Origin of the sequence: Undibacterium sp. TC4M20W (genome assembly GCF_049340245.1) — a bacterium.
Lineage (GTDB): Bacteria > Pseudomonadota > Gammaproteobacteria > Burkholderiales > Burkholderiaceae_D > Undibacterium.
Map to the genome: position 1 here is coordinate 68,583 of NZ_JBMPPI010000001.1, position 14,419 is coordinate 83,001.

Here is a 14,419-nt window from a genome sequence, read left to right on the forward strand (position 1 = left end):
AACTTGAATATTAACGAGAATACAATTCAACGATCAGGGATTCGTTGACATCGTGAGCGATATCGCTACGATCTGGCATGGACTTGAAAGTACCTTCCAGTTTTTTCGCATCAACAGCTACCCATGTAGGCATGCCGGATTGTTCTGCCAGAGACAGCGCTTCAGCGATACGAACTTGTTTTTTCGCTTTTTCACGAACAGCGATCAAATCACCAGCTTTAACCTGGTAAGAAGCGATGTTGACAACGATACCGTTGACTGTGAATGCTTTGTGGCTTACCAGCTGACGTGCTTCAGCGCGTGTGGAGCCGAAGCCCATACGGTAAGCAACGTTGTCCAGACGGGATTCCAGCAATTTCAACAGTGTTTCGCCTGTGTTGCCTTTTTGACGGTCAGCTTCAGCGAAGTAGCGGCGGAACTGACGTTCCAAAACGCCGTACATACGTTTAACTTTTTGCTTTTCGCGCAATTGGTTACCGTAGTCAGAGGTACGAGCACCAGAAGTGCGACCATGTTGACCTGGTTTTGCGTCCAGTTTGCATTTAGAGTCCAGGGAGCGACGTGCGCTCTTCAAGAACAGGTCCGTGCCTTCGCGACGGGAAAGTTTTGCTTTTGGTCCGATATAACGTGCCACGATGTTTTCCTTGTAAATGACGTAATGTTTTCTACACTACGCTAGTCTGATCTGCCTGCAACCAGACGGTGGTCTTAACAACAAAGGCTGTGCCTTTGATTATTTTTTTGTACTCTGAAATTTCCACAACACAAAACCCGCCAACGAAATGGCGGGTCTGCATTCTAACGGAGATTCCGCAAGAATGCCAGCAGAGAATAAATCTGCTTGCCTAAATCGCTTAAATAATAAGCGGCTTAGAGCTCCAACTTAGATACGACGACGCTTTGGAGGGCGGCAGCCGTTATGTGGAACTGGAGTAACGTCTTGAATCAGGGAGATCTTGATACCCAGATTGTTCAAAGCGCGTACTGAAGATTCGCGACCTGGGCCTGGGCCTTTGATACGAACTTCCAGATTTTTGATACCGCATTCAACAGCCACTTTACCTGCTGCTTCTGCTGCGACCTGCGCTGCAAAAGGAGTAGATTTACGTGAGCCTTTAAAACCAGCACCACCGGCTGTTGCCCAAGACAACGCATTGCCTTGACGATCAGTGATCGTGATGATGGTGTTGTTGAAAGAAGCGTGAACGTGAGCGATACCTTCCGCAACGTTCTTTTTAACTTTCTTACGCGCACGTGCTGCTGCAGCGTTATTTTGAGCTTTTGCCATAATGTTTTCCTTGGATCCGGGCTAGCCTGGATTATTTCTTCAAAGATTGCGCTGCTTTACGTGGACCCTTACGAGTACGCGCATTTGTACGTGTACGTTGGCCACGGCAAGGCAAGCCTTTACGATGACGGAGACCACGGTAGCAACCCAAGTCCATCAAGCGTTTGATGTTCATGGACAGTTCACGACGCAAGTCGCCTTCGACGATAAATTTACCGATTTCGTCGCGAAGCTTCTCGAGTTCGTTGTCATCCAGATCCTTAACCTTTTTATTGGTCAAAACACCTGTTGCGTCACAGATTTTCTGTGCGCGTGGACGGCCAATACCATAGATAGCTGTTAAGCCGATTACGGTATGCTGATGATTTGGGATATTAACCCCTGCGATACGTGCCATTCGTTATTCCTCGTTCAATAACGTTAATTAACCTTGGCGCTGCTTATGGCGTGGTTCTGTGCAAATAACACGAACAACACCCTTGCGCTTGATGATTTTGCAGTTGCGGCAGATCCGCTTAACTGATGCGAGAACTTTCATTTTTGCCCTCTTTCCTTCTAGTTCATTTTAAATTTACTTGGTACGGAACACTATTCGCGCCCGGCTCAAATCATAAGGCGTCAATTCCACTGTCACCTTATCACCTGGAAGGATACGGATATAATTCATCCGCATCTTCCCGGAAATATGGCCAAGTACAACATGCCCGTTTTCCAACTTAACTCGAAATGTTGCATTCGGAAGATTCTCAAGAATCTCGCCCTGCATCTGTATAACGTCGTCTTTTGCCATTCGATCTGCTGTCCCCTGGGCGATTACCTTGAAGGAATCCCGCCCTTGAAATTTGCTTTACGAAGAAGCGATTCATATTGCTGGGACATAACATAGTTCTGTACCTGCGCCATAAAGTCCATGGTTACCACCACGATAATCAGCAGAGACGTTCCGCCGAAATAAAATGGTACTTTCCACTTCGCAATCAAAAATTCTGGCAACAGACAAACCAGCGTAATGTAAATCGCACCTGCCAGCGTCAAACGCATCAATATCTTGTCGATGTAGCGTGCGGTCTGGTCACCTGGACGTATCCCGGGAACAAAAGCACCACTCTTCTTCAGGTTATCAGCGGTTTCTTTGCTATTGAATACCAAAGCGGTATAAAAGAAGCAGAAGAAAATGATCGCTATTGCATACAACAAAGCGTGTATCGGTTCACCAGGCGCCATCGACGCTGCCAGATCCTTCAGGAAAGTGATAAAACCACTTGTAGAAGATTCTGCACCCTTGGTAAACCAGCTCGTAATCGTCGCCGGGAACAAGATAATCGATGAAGCAAAAATAGGAGGAATAACACCAGCCATATTCAACTTCAGTGGCAAATGACTGCTTTGACCACCGTAGATCTTGTTACCAACCTGGCGTTTTGCATAATTCACCAGGATTTTGCGTTGACCACGCTCTACAAACACGACAGCAAACGTTACTGCAGGTACAACAAGACAGATAACCAGTGCGGCAAAGTTACCCATTTGACCAGTACGGACCAGTTCAAACAAATTACTCAGACCACCAGGCAAACCTGCTGCAATACCGGCGAAAATGATGATGGAGATACCATTTCCCAGACCGCGCTCAGTGATTTGCTCACCTAACCACATCAGGAACATAGTGCCCGTCACCAGCGACAATACCGTCGTCAAACGAAATGCCATGCCAGGATCAAGTACCAGACCGGCCTGACCTTCGAGACCGAACGCAATAAAATAACTTTCGATCAGGGCCAGAACCACAGTGCCATACCGTGTAAATTGCGTAATCTTTCTACGACCGGACTCGCCCTCTTTTTTGAGCGCTTCCAGTTGAGGAGAGACGATCGACATCAATTGCATGATGATCGACGCAGAAATATACGGCATGATACCCAGAGCGAATACAGTGAATCTTTGCATCGCACCACCAGAGAACATATTAAACATACCCAGCAAACCACCCTGGTTTTGTTTGAACATGTCTTCCAGCACTTTGGCGTCTATACCCGGCACAGGAACATGTGCACCAATCCTGTAGACAACCAGTGCCGCCAGCAAGAACCAGAGTCGCCCCCAGGGAAACCCGCTTGCAGCACTTTTAGCTTGTTGTGGAGATGTTGCCAATTAATGCTCCGGTTGTCTGCTTCGATTAAGCGATTGTGCCACCAGCAGCTTCGATTGCAGCTTTAGCGCCTTTAGTGACGATCAAGCCGTTCAAAGAAACTTTCTTGGTGATAGCACCAGACAAGATCACACGGACTACACGTGCGAGCTCAGAAACTACGCCGGCTTGTTTCAAAGCCAAAACGTCGATCTCTGTCACTGGCAGGTTTTCCAGATCTGTCAAGCGAACTTCTGCTTTGTACGGTGTTGCCAGTGATTTGAAACCACGTTTTGGCAAACGACGTTGCAGAGGCATCTGACCGCCTTCGAAACCGACTTTATGAAAGCCGCCTGAACGGGATTTTTGGCCTTTATGACCGCGACCCGCTGTTTTACCTAAGCCTGAACCGATACCGCGACCAACACGACGTTTGTAGTGTTTTGCGCCATCAGCTGGCTGGATTGTATTCAATTCCATAATTTGCTCCGATCGCAAACCTGACGGCTTACGATACAACCTTCACAAGATACGAGACTTTATTGATCATGCCACGTACGGATGGTGTGTCTTCCAGTTCGGAAACTGAATTAACACGACGCAGACCCAGGCCACGTACAGTTGCACGGTGATCCTGGCGTGTGCCGATCAAACCTTTAACCAATTGCACTTTTACTGTCTTAGACATGAGGTGCTCCTTAACCGAGAATTTCTTCAACAGTTTTGCCACGCTTTGCAGCGATTTCAGATGGAGTACTCATCTTGGCCAAACCATTCAAAGTTGCACGAACCATGTTGTATGGATTTGTGGAGCCGTTGGATTTCGCCACGACGTTTACAATACCCATTACTTCAAAAATCGCGCGCATTGGACCACCAGCGATAACGCCAGTACCTTCTTTTGCTGGAGAAATCATGACGGAAGACGCGCCGTGCTTGCCAGTAACGGTGTGTTGCAGAGTACCGTTCTTCAAAGTCACTTTGATCATCTTACGACGTGCTTCTTCCATCGCTTTTTGTACAGCAACTGGAACTTCTTTCGATTTCCCTTTGCCCATACCGATACGGCCATCGCCGTCACCAACGACTGTCAGCGCCGCGAAACCCATGATACGACCACCCTTGACCACTTTGGTCACGCGGTTGATCGCGATCATTTTTTCGCGCATGCCATCATCCGGCTTGTCGGCTGCTGTTTTTGCTTGCATTTTTGCCATGACAAATTTTCCTTAGAACTTCAAGCCAGCTTCACGGGCTGCTTCTGCAAGCGCCTTGACGCGACCGTGGTAACGGAAACCGGAGCGGTCAAACGCAACTTCGGTAACCCCTGCTTTGATTGCCTTCTCTGCAACACGTTTGCCGATCAAGCTCGCTGCAGCAGCGTTGCCGCCTGCACCAGACTTGCCAGCCAACTCTGCACGTACTTCTGCTTCTACTGTAGAGGCAGATGCCAACACTTTGGCGTCTGGGCCAATGATGTTTGCATAGATGTGCAGGTTTGTGCGATGCACGGCCAGGCGGTTCACTTTGAGTTCTGCGATCTTGGCACGGGTTTGACGTGCGCGGCGCAGACGTGATTGTTTCTTGTCCATCGTCAACCCCTATTACTTCTTCTTGGTTTCTTTAATCACAACCACTTCGTCCGCATAGCGAACGCCTTTGCCTTTATAAGGCTCTGGACTGCGGTATGCACGAACTTCAGCGGCAACCTGACCAACTTTTTGCTTATCAATCCCTTTGATCAGGATTTCAGTTGGAGTTGGTGTTGCGCATGTAACGCCAGCTGGCATTGCGTGAACAACCGGGTGCGAGAAACCAAGAGACAAATTCAATTTGTCGCCTTGAGCTTGCGCTTTGTAACCAACACCGACCAGATTCAGTTTCTTTTCGAAACCTTTAGTGACGCCGTTAACCATGTTGTTGACCAGGGCACGCAAGGTACCGCTCATCGCATTGGCTTCACGACCATCATTTGCTGGGGAAAAACTCAAAGTGCCATTGTCGTTCGCAATTGTCACCAAGCCGTTCAAGGATTGAGACAATACGCCCTGTGGGCCTTTAATTGTAATCTGCTCTGTCGAAATGGTGACTTCAGCACCTGCCGGCAAAGCGATTGGCATCTTACCTACTCGAGACATCTTTCACTCCTTAGGCGACGTAGCAAATCACTTCGCCACCGACACCGGTTGCGCGCGCTTTGCGGTCAGTCATGACGCCTTGTGGTGTGGAAACGATCGCCACTCCCAAACCGTTCATGACACTTGGGATCTCGTCTTTACCTTTGTAAATACGGAGACCTGGACGTGATACACGTTCCAAGCGTTCAATCACAGGACGTCCTGCGTAATATTTCAAGCCGATTTTTAATTCGGACTTACCTGCAGTTTCAGAAACTGCGAAATCTTCAATGTAACCTTCGTCTTTAAGTACGTTCGCAATTGCGATCTTTACTTTAGAGGACGGCATCGCGACGACAGTCTTTTGAACAACTTGTGCGTTACGGATGCGGGTCAGCATATCGGCGATAGGATCGCTCATACTCATTGCTTATTCTCCTATTACCAGCTGGCTTTAGTCATACCCGGGATTTCACCACGCATGGCGACTTCACGGAGTTTAATACGGCCCAAACCGAATTTACGGAATGTGCCACGTGGGCGACCTGTCAAAGCGCAGCGGTTACGCTGACGAGTCGGATTGGAGTTACGTGGCAATGCCTGCAACTTCAGACGGGCAGCGTACTGCTCTTCTTCAGTTTTTGATTGGTCATCAATGATGGCCTTCAATTCGGCACGCTTACCAGCGAATTTCTTCACCAGGTCTGCACGCTTTTGCTCACGATTAATCAGTGCCAGTTTTGCCATGGCGACCTCAGTTTCTGAACGGAAATTTAAATGCGGCGAGGAGTGCTTTCGCTTCGTCGTCGGTCTTTGCTGTTGTCGTGATACTGATGTTCATACCACGCAACGCGTCGATCTTGTCGTATTCGATTTCAGGGAAAATGATCTGTTCCTTGACACCGATATTGTAGTTACCACGACCATCAAACGCACGACCAGAAACGCCACGGAAGTCACGTACACGTGGCAGTGCCACTGTGATGAAACGGTCCAGGAATTCATACATCTGAGCGCCACGCAAAGTTACCATACAACCAATTGGATAACCTTCACGGATTTTAAAACCAGCGATCGCTTTGCGAGCTTTGGTAACTACTGGTTTTTGACCAGCAATCTTGGTGAGGTCACCAACTGCATGCTCAATAATCTTTTTGTCTGCAATTGCTTCAGACAAACCCATGTTCAGGGTGATTTTCAAGATACGTGGAACTTCCATAACTGATTTGTACGCGTACTTTTCAGTCAGTTCACCAACGATTTTATCTTTATATATTGCTTGTAGACGGGCCATGATGTTATGCCTTCACAACTTCGCCAGTCGACTTGTAGATACGGACTTTCTTGCCATCCACTACCTTGAAGCCTACACGGTCTGCTTTGCCAGACGCTGCATTAAACAATGCAACATTCGACACATGAATCGGCATCACTTTATCCACGATGCCACCTACTGCGCCAGTCATTGGGTTAGGCTTAACAGCTTTTTTAGCGACGTTAATACCTGCAACAACAACGTAATCGCTATCGATGCAAACTTGCACCTGACCGCGCTTACCTTTGTCTTTACCCGTCAAGACGATGACTTCGTCGTTTTTACGAATTTTGTTCATCACGACCCCTTACAGCACTTCTGGAGCCAAAGACACGATTTTCATAAAGCGCTCAGTACGCAGTTCGCGTGTTACTGGGCCGAAAATACGAGTACCGATAGGCTCAAGTTTTGCATTCAACAATACTGCAGCATTGCCATCAAATTTGACCAACGAGCCATCTTGACGACGAACACCCTTAGCTGTCCTCACGACAACGGCGTTGTAAATTTCACCTTTTTTTACACGACCGCGCGGAGCAGCAGACTTAACAGTGACTTTAATTACGTCACCAATACCCGCATAACGACGCTTGGAACCGCCCAACACTTTAATGCACAAAACTTCGCGCGCACCAGTATTGTCAGCCACTTCCAGCCGGCTTTCTGTTTGAATCATAATGTTCTCTTTCCCAACTTAATCCACACAACTTGCACAATGCAAATTTGTAGTCAGTCTTGGTCCCGCCAGCTAACCCCTACATAACCTACAATGCACGAGCCAACTGATTAGGTGGACGATTTTTTTAACACTTTCACAACAAGAGGGCGTTATGAAAGACATTTAGGCTGTCACTCGCATACTTTGCAAATGACAGCCCATTATTATTACACCAAAAAACGATTTGTGCAATAAATTTATACTACTTGTGCGACTTGAACCACACGTGTCACTGTCCAAGCTTTAGTCTTGGAGATAGGACGACCTTCTTGAATTTCAACGGTGTCGCCGGCCTTTGCCTGGTTCGCTTCATCGTGTGCGTGGTACTTAGCACTACGGACGATGATCTTGCCGTACAAAGGATGCTTGACGTGACGTTCAACAACCACTGTTACGGTTTTGTCCATCTTGTCGGAAACAACCTTGCCAATCAATGTGCGCTTCAGTGCGACTTTAACTTGATCGTTCATTATTTGGCATCCTTCTGGTTCATGACGGTTTTCACACGTGCGATGTCACGACGAACTTTCTTCAATTGAGAAGTGTTAGTCAGCTGTTGCGTAGCGATTTGCATACGCAGGCTGAATTGCGCCTTCAACAATTCATTCAGTTCTTTGGTCAAAGCCGCCTGATCCTTACCTTGGAGTTCAGATACTTTCATTTACAACTCCTATTATTGGCCGACTTGACGGACGACGAACGTTGTCAACAGCGGCAATTTAGCTGCAGCCAAGCGGAACGCTTCGCGTGCCAGCGTCTCATCGACACCATCCATTTCGTACAACATTTTGCCCGGTTGAATCTCGGCAACGTAGTACTCTGGATTACCTTTACCATTACCCATACGGACTTCCGCTGGTTTCTGGGAAATTGGCTTGTCCGGGAAAATGCGGATCCAGATACGGCCACCGCGTTTAATGTGACGAGTCATTGCACGACGCGCTGCTTCAATCTGACGCGCTGTGATACGACCACGACCAACTGCCTTCAAGCCAAACTCACCGAAGGAAACTGCTGTACCACGAGTATGCGAGATACCCTTGTTACGGCCTTTCTGTTCCTTGCGATATTTTCTGCGTGCTGGTTGCAGCATGATTATTCTCCTGCTTTCTCAGCCGGTGCTGCAGCGTCAGCTTTTGCGCGTACGCGCTTGGCTGCCGGGGCTGCTGCGCCGGTCGTCGGTGTTTGTCCTTCTGGACGCTTGGCGCGTGGACGGCTATTTGGCTTGCCATCATCACGACGTGGACCGCGACGTTTTTTGTCGTCTTCCGGTGTCGATTCGATAACAGGCGCATCGCCATTTGCCAAACGATCGCCTTTGTAGACCCATACTTTTACGCCAATGATGCCGTAAGTTGTGGATGCTTCGCCAAAGCCGTAGTCGATGTCAGCACGCAGAGTATGCAGAGGCACGCGGCCTTCGCGATACCATTCTTTACGTGCGATCTCAATACCGTTCAAACGACCACCAGACATGATCTTGATACCTTGAGCGCCCAAACGCATTGCATTTTGCATCGCACGTTTCATCGCGCGGCGGAACATGATGCGTTTTTCCAGTTGCTGAGCGATAGAATCAGCGATCAGTTGAGCATCGATTTCTGGCTTGCGAATTTCTTCGATGTTGACGTGAACTGGCACGCCCATCAATTTCGACAATTCAGCTTTCAATACTTCAATATCTTCGCCTTTTTTACCGATCACAACGCCTGGACGGGAGCTGTATATCGTGATGCGTGCGTTTTTAGCAGGACGCTCAATAACGATGCGGCCTACAGACGCGTTTTTCAGTTTCTTCTTCAGGTATTCACGTACCTTCAGATCTTCGATGAGCATGGAGGCAAAGTTACCATTGCCAGCATACCAACGAGAAGACCAGTTACGTGTTACTGCCAAACGAAAACCGGTTGGATGTATCTTCTGTCCCATCGTGACTCCTTAGTTACCAACGGTCACATAAATGTGACAGGATTGTTTAGAGATACGATCACCACGACCCTTAGCGCGTGCTGTGAAGCGCTTCAGAATCGCACCTTTTTCGACATAGATAGTCTTTACTTTCAGCTCGTCGATATCCGCGCCATCATTGTGCTCGGCGTTTGCAATTGCAGACTCCAACACTTTCTTGATGATCGCAGCACCTTTTTTAGGGCTGAATGCCAGGATATTCAATGCCTGATCTACTTTTTTACCGCGAATCAGGTCAGCCACCAGGCGACCTTTTTGCTCAGACAGACGCACACCGCGCAAATTTGCTTTAGTTTCCATCATCGGTCCTTATCTCTTAGCCTTTTTATCGGCAGCGTGACCCTTGAACGTACGGGTCAGCGCGAATTCGCCGAGCTTGTGACCAACCATGTTTTCGGAAACATAAACTGGTACGTGTTGCTTACCGTTATGAACCGCAATGGTCAAACCGATGAAGTCCGGCATAATTGTCGAACGACGGGACCAAGTCTTGATTGGCTTTTTGTCTTTAGTCGCTTGAGCGGTTTCGACTTTCTTCACCAGGTGGGCGTCGCAAAACGGCCCTTTTTTCAATGAACGTGTCATGTTTTATCCCTTATTTCTTGCCACGGCGTGAGACGATCATCGAAGTAGTGCGCTTGTTGCGACGAGTCTTCTTACCCTTGGTTTGCTGACCCCATGGTGATACTGGGTGACGGCCGGCTGCAGTTTTACCTTCACCACCACCGTGCGGGTGATCGACCGGGTTCATGACCACACCGCGAACGGTAGGACGAACACCACGCCAACGCATTGCACCAGCTTTACCGATTTTGCGCAGGTTATGCTCACCGTTGCCTACTTCACCGATAGTCGCGCGGCATTCGATATGAATACGACGAACTTCACCGGAGCGCAGACGAACCTGAGCGTAAGTACCTTCACGTGCCATCAGGACAACGCCAGCACCAGCTGTACGTGCAATCTGAGCACCTTTACCTGGCAGCATTTCTACGCAATGCATAGTTGTACCGACCGGGATATTACGGATAGGCAAGCAGTTACCAGATTTGATCGGCGCTTGAGAGCCGTTCATGACCTGATCACCAGCAGCCATACCTTTAGGGGCAATGATGTATGCACGTTCACCATCCGCGTAGCACAACAAAGCAATGTGTGCTGTACGGTTAGGATCGTATTCAATACGCTCTACTTTTGCAGGGATACCATCTTTGGTGCGTTTGAAGTCAACCAGACGATAATGCTGCTTATGACCACCACCGATATGACGGGTAGTGATGTGACCGTTGTTATTACGGCCAGCAGTTTTTGATTTCTTTTCCAACAAAGCAGCGAACGGACGACCTTTGTACAGGCCTTCTGTCACTACCTTCACCATACCACGACGACCTGGTGAGGTTGGCTTCATCTTAACGAGTGCCATGCTTATGCCCCCTCAGTGAAGTTAATTTCCTGACCTGGCTTCAAGCATACAAAAGCGCGTCTTGTATGATTGCGGCGGCCATTAAATTTACCGGTACGTTTTTGTTTACCTTGACGATTTGCCACTTGTACAGATTCAACTTGTACTTTGAACAGCAATTCGACGGCAGCTTTGATTTCTGGCTTGGTTGCATCTGGCATAACCAGGAAAACCACTTGCTCATTCTTTTCAGCAACCATAGTTGCTTTTTCAGAAATAACAGGAGCCAGCAACACCTTCATCAGGCGTTCTTCGCTAATTTTGACTTGTGCGCTCATGCCAGCATCTCCTCAATCTTTGCCAGTGCTGGCTTAGTGATCAACACTTTCTTGTAGAACACCAAAGAAACTGGATCAGCATAACGTGGCTCAACAACCAATACGTTTGCCAGGTTACGCGCTGCCAACATCAGGTTTTCATTGAATTCGTCAGTAATGATCAGGACGGAATCCAGGCAACCCATTGCTTTCAGTTTTTCGGACAACAGTTTTGTCTTAGGTGCGTCAACAGTCACATCGTCAACCACATTCAAACGACCTTCACGAGCCAACTGAGACAGAATCGAGCAGATACCTGCGCGATACATCTTTTTGTTAACTTTGTGAGAGAAATTCTCATCAGGCGAGTTCGGGAATATACGACCACCGCCACGCCACAATGGAGAAGAAGACATACCAGCACGTGCACGACCAGTACCTTTTTGACGCCAAGGCTTCTTGGTTGTGTGATGGACTTCTTCACGATCTTTTTGTTTGCGATTACCGCTACGAGCATTGGCTTGGAATGCAACGACGACTTGATGGATCAAGGCTTCATTGTAGTCACGACCAAAGATAGTATCAGGAGCGGCTACGTTCGACGCTGCTTGACCTTGTTCGTTTAGGAGCTTCAGTTCCATGGATTAGGCTCCCTTCTTGGCTTTAACTTTAACAGCAGGAGATACAATCACCTGACCATTTTTTGCACCCGGCACGGCACCCTTCACCAGCAACAACTGACGCTCTGCATCTACGCGAGCGATTTCCAGATTTTGCACAGTGCGAGTTGCATCACCCAGATGACCAGTCATGCGCTTACCAGGGAATACACGACCTGGATCCTGCGCCATACCGATAGAACCAGGTACATTATGCGAACGGGAGTTACCGTGAGTTGCACGACCAGAAGAGAAATGGTGACGTTTGATCGTACCGGCATAGCCTTTACCAATCGTTACGCCTTGCACGTCTACTTTTTGACCAGCTTCGAACATACCAACAGGCACAACATCGCCTGCTTTCAGTTCAGCAGCTTTAGCAGCATCAATACGGAATTCTTTTAATACAGTACCAGCTTCAACACCTGCTTTTGCGAGGTGACCGGCAGCCGCTTTTGTTACGCGGGATGCACGGCGCTGACCGAAAGTTACCTGAACAGCGGAGTAACCGTCTGTTTCAGGAGTTTTGACTTGCGTCACGCGGTTGTTGGATACGTCCAAAACAGTAACAGGAATCGAATCCCCATCATCTGTAAAGATGCGCATCATACCAACCTTGCGACCAACTAGGCCCAAGCTCATTGTTTTCTCCATTCTCACCTACGATTGGGTGAGGCTGATGTTTAAAAAACTTAAACGAATAGGCCAGCCGGAGCTGACCTACATCTAAGCCTTCGATTATAGCCCGCAAATTTTTTATTTACAAGACTAATTTATTTGAATTTTCGAAAAATTGTGGTATGTCGAATTTTCAGTATTTTTCTGAGAATACTAATTTGCATCAGTATTTTCAAATCAATAAGAATTATTGCAGTTTGATTTCTACGTCAACGCCAGCTGGCAGATCGAGCTTCATCAACGCGTCAACTGTTTTGTCAGTTGGGTCAACGATGTCCATCAAACGCTGGTGAGTACGGATTTCAAATTGATCACGGGAAGTTTTGTTCACGTGTGGGGAACGCAGTACGTCGAAACGCTGGATACGTGTAGGCAAAGGAACCGGGCCTTTAACAACAGCGCCAGTGCGCTTGGCTGTTTCTACGATTTCCAGAGCGGACTGATCGATCAGTTTGTAATCGAAAGCCTTCAGACGGATACGGATTTTTTGATTTTGTGTGGACATGTTCATTCCTATAAAGAGCGAGCCAGGTACGGCAGAGCCGCCGGCATATTTAATAAAGAGCGAAAACTAAATTGGCTGCCGCATTAAATTCAATACGACAGCCAACTAGTATACTACAAATTACGGCAGATATTACTCGATGATTTTAGCAACAACGCCAGCACCGACTGTACGGCCACCTTCACGGATAGCGAAGCGCAAGCCTTCTTCCATCGCGATCGGGTTGATCAATTTAACAGTGATAGATACGTTATCACCTGGCATGACCATTTCTTTGTCTTTCGGCAACTCGATCGAACCAGTGACGTCCGTTGTACGGAAGTAGAACTGTGGACGGTAGTTGTTGAAGAATGGTGTATGACGGCCACCTTCATCTTTGGACAGAACATAGATCTCGCCTGTGAAGTGGGCGTGAGGCTTGATTGAGCCTGGTTTTGCCAACACTTGACCACGTTGGATATCTTCACGTTTTGTACCACGCAGCAATACGCCGACGTTGTCACCTGCTTGACCTTGGTCGAGCAGTTTGCGGAACATTTCAACGCCAGTACATGTTGTTTTGACTGTGTCTTTGATACCGACGATTTCGATCTCTTCGCCAACTTTGACGATACCGCGTTCGATACGGCCAGTAACAACTGTCCCGCGGCCGGAGATGGAGAATACGTCTTCTACTGGCAACAGGAAGGCGCCGTCAACAGCACGTTCTGGTGTTGGGATGTAGGTATCCAGAGCATCAGCCAGTTTCATGATGGCTTCTTCGCCCAGAGGACCTTTGTCGCCTTCGAGGGCCAGTTTAGCGGAACCTTGAATGATAGGCAGGTCGTCGCCTGGGAATTCGTATTTGGACAACAATTCACGAACTTCCATTTCAACCAGTTCCAGCAACTCAGCGTCATCAACCATGTCGCATTTGTTCAGGAATACGATGATGTATGGAACGCCAACTTGGCGGGCCAACAGGATGTGTTCACGAGTTTGTGGCATTGGGCCGTCTGCTGCGGAGCAAACCAGGATCGCGCCGTCCATCTGAGCCGCGCCAGTGATCATGTTTTTAACATAGTCAGCATGGCCTGGGCAGTCAACGTGGGCGTAGTGACGACCAGCTGTTTCGTACTCAACGTGGGCTGTATTGATAGTAATACCGCGCGCTTTTTCTTCTGGTGCTGCATCGATCTGGTCGTATGCTTTAGCTTCGCCGCCGAATTTTTTCGACAGGACTGTTGCAATCGCTGCTGTCAGTGTGGTTTTACCGTGATCAACGTGACCAATTGTACCGACGTTGACGTGCGGCTTGGTGCGCTCGAACTTACCTTTTGCCATT

Annotated in this window: 28 protein-coding genes; all 28 read right to left on the minus strand. The window is 48.2% G+C overall.

Annotated features, from left to right (window positions below):
• Positions 1–10 precede the first annotated feature (10 nt).
• The 28 genes from rpsD to tuf all read right to left on the minus strand — a co-directional run bounded on the left by rpsD (position 11) and on the right by tuf (position 14,418).
• The gene (gene rpsD, locus ACO0LL_RS00310) at positions 11–634 is read right to left on the minus strand and encodes a 30S ribosomal protein S4 (protein WP_422948925.1); all 624 of its coding nucleotides are present in this window, start codon (positions 632–634) and stop codon (positions 11–13) included.
• Positions 635–883: 249 nt separating this feature from the next.
• Positions 884–1,288, minus strand: a complete 405-nt coding sequence (gene rpsK, locus ACO0LL_RS00315) for a 30S ribosomal protein S11 (RefSeq protein ID WP_110255932.1) — start codon at positions 1,286–1,288, stop codon at positions 884–886.
• A gap of 31 nt (positions 1,289–1,319) precedes the next feature.
• Positions 1,320–1,685, minus strand: coding sequence for a 30S ribosomal protein S13 (rpsM, locus tag ACO0LL_RS00320; RefSeq protein ID WP_186950499.1), 366 nt, complete (start codon positions 1,683–1,685; stop codon positions 1,320–1,322).
• 27 nt (positions 1,686–1,712) lie between these two features.
• Complete coding sequence (gene rpmJ, locus ACO0LL_RS00325) at positions 1,713–1,826, minus strand: 50S ribosomal protein L36 (protein WP_014004415.1); 114 nt, start codon at positions 1,824–1,826, stop codon at positions 1,713–1,715.
• Between the two features lie 33 nt (positions 1,827–1,859).
• Positions 1,860–2,078 (minus strand): translation initiation factor IF-1, encoded by a 219-nt coding sequence (gene infA / locus ACO0LL_RS00330; protein ID WP_005663428.1) that lies wholly within the window; start codon positions 2,076–2,078, stop codon positions 1,860–1,862.
• Positions 2,079–2,101: 23 nt separating this feature from the next.
• Positions 2,102–3,439, minus strand: a complete 1,338-nt coding sequence (gene secY, locus ACO0LL_RS00335) for a preprotein translocase subunit SecY (RefSeq protein WP_422948926.1) — start codon at positions 3,437–3,439, stop codon at positions 2,102–2,104.
• 25 nt (positions 3,440–3,464) lie between these two features.
• Positions 3,465–3,896, minus strand: coding sequence for a 50S ribosomal protein L15 (gene rplO, locus ACO0LL_RS00340; protein WP_110255929.1), 432 nt, complete (start codon positions 3,894–3,896; stop codon positions 3,465–3,467).
• A 28-nt stretch (positions 3,897–3,924) separates the two neighbouring features.
• Positions 3,925–4,104 carry a 50S ribosomal protein L30 gene (gene rpmD / locus ACO0LL_RS00345; RefSeq protein WP_110255928.1) on the minus strand — a complete coding sequence of 60 codons (180 nt, stop codon included), beginning with the start codon at positions 4,102–4,104 and terminating at the stop codon, positions 3,925–3,927.
• A gap of 10 nt (positions 4,105–4,114) precedes the next feature.
• The gene (gene rpsE / locus ACO0LL_RS00350; protein ID WP_110255927.1) at positions 4,115–4,633 is read right to left on the minus strand and encodes a 30S ribosomal protein S5; all 519 of its coding nucleotides are present in this window, start codon (positions 4,631–4,633) and stop codon (positions 4,115–4,117) included.
• 12 nt (positions 4,634–4,645) lie between these two features.
• On the minus strand, positions 4,646–5,008 hold the full coding sequence (rplR, locus tag ACO0LL_RS00355; protein ID WP_110255926.1) for a 50S ribosomal protein L18: 363 nt from the start codon (positions 5,006–5,008) through the stop codon (positions 4,646–4,648).
• A gap of 12 nt (positions 5,009–5,020) precedes the next feature.
• Positions 5,021–5,554, minus strand: coding sequence for a 50S ribosomal protein L6 (rplF, locus tag ACO0LL_RS00360; protein WP_422948927.1), 534 nt, complete (start codon positions 5,552–5,554; stop codon positions 5,021–5,023).
• Between the two features lie 10 nt (positions 5,555–5,564).
• A complete protein-coding gene (rpsH, locus tag ACO0LL_RS00365; protein WP_110255924.1) occupies positions 5,565–5,960 on the minus strand; it encodes a 30S ribosomal protein S8 in 396 nt (131 codons plus the stop codon).
• A gap of 14 nt (positions 5,961–5,974) precedes the next feature.
• Entirely contained in the window at positions 5,975–6,280 is a 306-nt protein-coding gene (gene rpsN, locus ACO0LL_RS00370) for a 30S ribosomal protein S14 (protein WP_110255923.1), read from the minus strand.
• Between the two features lie 7 nt (positions 6,281–6,287).
• On the minus strand, positions 6,288–6,827 hold the full coding sequence (gene rplE, locus ACO0LL_RS00375) for a 50S ribosomal protein L5 (protein WP_110255922.1): 540 nt from the start codon (positions 6,825–6,827) through the stop codon (positions 6,288–6,290).
• A 4-nt stretch (positions 6,828–6,831) separates the two neighbouring features.
• Positions 6,832–7,146, minus strand: a complete 315-nt coding sequence (gene rplX, locus ACO0LL_RS00380) for a 50S ribosomal protein L24 (RefSeq protein WP_110255921.1) — start codon at positions 7,144–7,146, stop codon at positions 6,832–6,834.
• 9 nt (positions 7,147–7,155) lie between these two features.
• Positions 7,156–7,524: a 50S ribosomal protein L14 gene (rplN, locus tag ACO0LL_RS00385; protein ID WP_006464924.1), complete on the minus strand. Its 369-nt coding sequence runs from the start codon at positions 7,522–7,524 to the stop codon at positions 7,156–7,158.
• Positions 7,525–7,763: 239 nt separating this feature from the next.
• Positions 7,764–8,036, minus strand: a complete 273-nt coding sequence (gene rpsQ, locus ACO0LL_RS00390) for a 30S ribosomal protein S17 (protein WP_110255920.1) — start codon at positions 8,034–8,036, stop codon at positions 7,764–7,766.
• Positions 8,036–8,227, minus strand: a complete 192-nt coding sequence (gene rpmC, locus ACO0LL_RS00395) for a 50S ribosomal protein L29 (RefSeq protein WP_110255919.1) — start codon at positions 8,225–8,227, stop codon at positions 8,036–8,038. The genes rpsQ and rpmC overlap by 1 nt, the downstream gene beginning before the upstream one ends.
• A 12-nt stretch (positions 8,228–8,239) precedes the next feature.
• Positions 8,240–8,659, minus strand: coding sequence for a 50S ribosomal protein L16 (gene rplP / locus ACO0LL_RS00400; protein WP_110255918.1), 420 nt, complete (start codon positions 8,657–8,659; stop codon positions 8,240–8,242).
• A gap of 2 nt (positions 8,660–8,661) precedes the next feature.
• Positions 8,662–9,495 (minus strand): 30S ribosomal protein S3, encoded by an 834-nt coding sequence (gene rpsC / locus ACO0LL_RS00405; protein ID WP_422948928.1) that lies wholly within the window; start codon positions 9,493–9,495, stop codon positions 8,662–8,664.
• 9 nt (positions 9,496–9,504) lie between these two features.
• Positions 9,505–9,837 carry a 50S ribosomal protein L22 gene (gene rplV / locus ACO0LL_RS00410; protein WP_174244915.1) on the minus strand — a complete coding sequence of 111 codons (333 nt, stop codon included), beginning with the start codon at positions 9,835–9,837 and terminating at the stop codon, positions 9,505–9,507.
• Positions 9,838–9,843: 6 nt separating this feature from the next.
• Complete coding sequence (gene rpsS, locus ACO0LL_RS00415; protein WP_110255916.1) at positions 9,844–10,119, minus strand: 30S ribosomal protein S19; 276 nt, start codon at positions 10,117–10,119, stop codon at positions 9,844–9,846.
• Between the two features lie 10 nt (positions 10,120–10,129).
• Positions 10,130–10,957 carry a 50S ribosomal protein L2 gene (rplB, locus tag ACO0LL_RS00420; RefSeq protein ID WP_110255915.1) on the minus strand — a complete coding sequence of 276 codons (828 nt, stop codon included), beginning with the start codon at positions 10,955–10,957 and terminating at the stop codon, positions 10,130–10,132.
• A 2-nt stretch (positions 10,958–10,959) separates the two neighbouring features.
• Positions 10,960–11,274 (minus strand): 50S ribosomal protein L23, encoded by a 315-nt coding sequence (rplW, locus tag ACO0LL_RS00425; RefSeq protein WP_110255914.1) that lies wholly within the window; start codon positions 11,272–11,274, stop codon positions 10,960–10,962.
• Positions 11,271–11,894 carry a 50S ribosomal protein L4 gene (rplD, locus tag ACO0LL_RS00430; RefSeq protein WP_422948929.1) on the minus strand — a complete coding sequence of 208 codons (624 nt, stop codon included), beginning with the start codon at positions 11,892–11,894 and terminating at the stop codon, positions 11,271–11,273. The genes rplW and rplD overlap by 4 nt, the downstream gene beginning before the upstream one ends.
• 3 nt (positions 11,895–11,897) lie before the next feature.
• Entirely contained in the window at positions 11,898–12,554 is a 657-nt protein-coding gene (rplC, locus tag ACO0LL_RS00435) for a 50S ribosomal protein L3 (protein WP_110255912.1), read from the minus strand.
• 223 nt (positions 12,555–12,777) lie between these two features.
• Positions 12,778–13,095 (minus strand): 30S ribosomal protein S10, encoded by a 318-nt coding sequence (rpsJ, locus tag ACO0LL_RS00440; protein WP_110255911.1) that lies wholly within the window; start codon positions 13,093–13,095, stop codon positions 12,778–12,780.
• 132 nt (positions 13,096–13,227) lie between these two features.
• Positions 13,228–14,418, minus strand: a complete 1,191-nt coding sequence (gene tuf, locus ACO0LL_RS00445; protein ID WP_422948930.1) for an elongation factor Tu — start codon at positions 14,416–14,418, stop codon at positions 13,228–13,230.
• Position 14,419 lies beyond the last annotated feature (1 nt).

Coding starts and splice junctions, on each gene's coding strand:
- rpsK (WP_110255932.1), bottom strand. CDS start 1,288: ATGGCAAAAGCTCAAAATAACGCTGCAGCAGCACGTGCGCGTAAGAAA.
- rpsM (WP_186950499.1), bottom strand. CDS start 1,685: ATGGCACGTATCGCAGGGGTTAATATCCCAAATCATCAGCATACCGTA.
- rpmJ (WP_014004415.1), bottom strand. CDS start 1,826: ATGAAAGTTCTCGCATCAGTTAAGCGGATCTGCCGCAACTGCAAAATC.
- infA (WP_005663428.1), bottom strand. CDS start 2,078: ATGGCAAAAGACGACGTTATACAGATGCAGGGCGAGATTCTTGAGAAT.
- rplO (WP_110255929.1), bottom strand. CDS start 3,896: ATGGAATTGAATACAATCCAGCCAGCTGATGGCGCAAAACACTACAAA.
- rpmD (WP_110255928.1), bottom strand. CDS start 4,104: ATGTCTAAGACAGTAAAAGTGCAATTGGTTAAAGGTTTGATCGGCACA.
- rpsE (WP_110255927.1), bottom strand. CDS start 4,633: ATGGCAAAAATGCAAGCAAAAACAGCAGCCGACAAGCCGGATGATGGC.
- rplR (WP_110255926.1), bottom strand. CDS start 5,008: ATGGACAAGAAACAATCACGTCTGCGCCGCGCACGTCAAACCCGTGCC.
- rplF (WP_422948927.1), bottom strand. CDS start 5,554: ATGTCTCGAGTAGGTAAGATGCCAATCGCTTTGCCGGCAGGTGCTGAA.
- rpsH (WP_110255924.1), bottom strand. CDS start 5,960: ATGAGTATGAGCGATCCTATCGCCGATATGCTGACCCGCATCCGTAAC.
- rpsN (WP_110255923.1), bottom strand. CDS start 6,280: ATGGCAAAACTGGCACTGATTAATCGTGAGCAAAAGCGTGCAGACCTG.
- rplE (WP_110255922.1), bottom strand. CDS start 6,827: ATGGCCCGTCTACAAGCAATATATAAAGATAAAATCGTTGGTGAACTG.
- rplX (WP_110255921.1), bottom strand. CDS start 7,146: ATGAACAAAATTCGTAAAAACGACGAAGTCATCGTCTTGACGGGTAAA.
- rplN (WP_006464924.1), bottom strand. CDS start 7,524: ATGATTCAAACAGAAAGCCGGCTGGAAGTGGCTGACAATACTGGTGCG.
- rpsQ (WP_110255920.1), bottom strand. CDS start 8,036: ATGAACGATCAAGTTAAAGTCGCACTGAAGCGCACATTGATTGGCAAG.
- rpmC (WP_110255919.1), bottom strand. CDS start 8,227: ATGAAAGTATCTGAACTCCAAGGTAAGGATCAGGCGGCTTTGACCAAA.
- rplP (WP_110255918.1), bottom strand. CDS start 8,659: ATGCTGCAACCAGCACGCAGAAAATATCGCAAGGAACAGAAAGGCCGT.
- rpsC (WP_422948928.1), bottom strand. CDS start 9,495: ATGGGACAGAAGATACATCCAACCGGTTTTCGTTTGGCAGTAACACGT.
- rplV (WP_174244915.1), bottom strand. CDS start 9,837: ATGATGGAAACTAAAGCAAATTTGCGCGGTGTGCGTCTGTCTGAGCAA.
- rpsS (WP_110255916.1), bottom strand. CDS start 10,119: ATGACACGTTCATTGAAAAAAGGGCCGTTTTGCGACGCCCACCTGGTG.
- rplB (WP_110255915.1), bottom strand. CDS start 10,957: ATGGCACTCGTTAAGATGAAGCCAACCTCACCAGGTCGTCGTGGTATG.
- rplW (WP_110255914.1), bottom strand. CDS start 11,274: ATGAGCGCACAAGTCAAAATTAGCGAAGAACGCCTGATGAAGGTGTTG.
- rplD (WP_422948929.1), bottom strand. CDS start 11,894: ATGGAACTGAAGCTCCTAAACGAACAAGGTCAAGCAGCGTCGAACGTA.
- rplC (WP_110255912.1), bottom strand. CDS start 12,554: ATGAGCTTGGGCCTAGTTGGTCGCAAGGTTGGTATGATGCGCATCTTT.
- rpsJ (WP_110255911.1), bottom strand. CDS start 13,095: ATGTCCACACAAAATCAAAAAATCCGTATCCGTCTGAAGGCTTTCGAT.
- tuf (WP_422948930.1), bottom strand. CDS start 14,418: ATGGCAAAAGGTAAGTTCGAGCGCACCAAGCCGCACGTCAACGTCGGT.